This is a genomic window from Streptomyces atriruber (genome assembly GCF_001418325.1).
Lineage (GTDB): Bacteria > Actinomycetota > Actinomycetes > Streptomycetales > Streptomycetaceae > Streptomyces > Streptomyces atriruber.
The window spans coordinates 423-1,144 of the sequence record NZ_LIPN01000688.1; the positions used below are offsets into that span (position 1 = coordinate 423).

The 722-nt window shown below is 71.7% G+C and carries 1 protein-coding gene; it reads right to left on the reverse strand.

Features of this window, described 5'->3' with window-relative positions:
* On the reverse strand, window positions 1-536 hold a 536-nt coding region (locus tag AOK03_RS40090; RefSeq protein ID WP_341845859.1), incomplete at both ends, for a nitrilase-related carbon-nitrogen hydrolase.
* Window positions 537-722: the final 186 nt, after the last annotated feature.

Genomic DNA, 722 nt, shown 5'->3' on the forward strand with positions numbered 1-722 from the left:
CGACCCGGTTCACGAAGACGACCCAGCACTGCAGCATGCGGGCGGTGTACGAGAGCAGCGTGTCCCAGTACAGGCCGGTGTCCATGGCCTCGGGGTCCAGGCTCGCCGCGCTGTTCGTCGGTACGACGATGACCTCGGCGCCGTCCTGCACGGCGAGCCACGGGAGCACCGGCTGCCATGCGTCGTTGCAGATGAGGGTGGCGGCGCGGCCGTGCCCGCCGGGCAGGTCGTACGCGCGCAGGTGCTGGCCGGGGCTGACGTGCTTGCGTTCCTCCCAGGCCAGGTAGTTGGGGAGGTACAGCTTCCGGTGCGCGTGCAGGAGGCGGCCGTTCGTGTAGTACGCCGCGGTGTTGTACGCGCGGAGGCTGGTGTGCTCGTGGAGGCCCACGAGGATGTCGGGGCCGTCCGGGCCCGCGGAGTTCTGCAGGGCGAGCAGGCGCGGGTCGTCCGTCGTGATCGACGTGTCCTTCTCCAGGCCGCCCAAGTGGTAGCCGTGCAGGCTCAGCTCCGGGAAGACGACGAGGTCGGCGCCCTGGNNTCCCGTGCGGTGTCGAGGTTCTGCCCCACGTCTCCCAGGGCGCAGTCGGTCTGTGCCAGGGCGACTCGCATGCGACGAGCCTCGCAGCGACGTTCATTCCCCGCACGCGGGGGTCCCCCGGACGGGGTGGGCCCCCCTCGGGCTTCCTGCGACGCCCCTTCCGGGCAGGAGCCCCAAGCCCGCC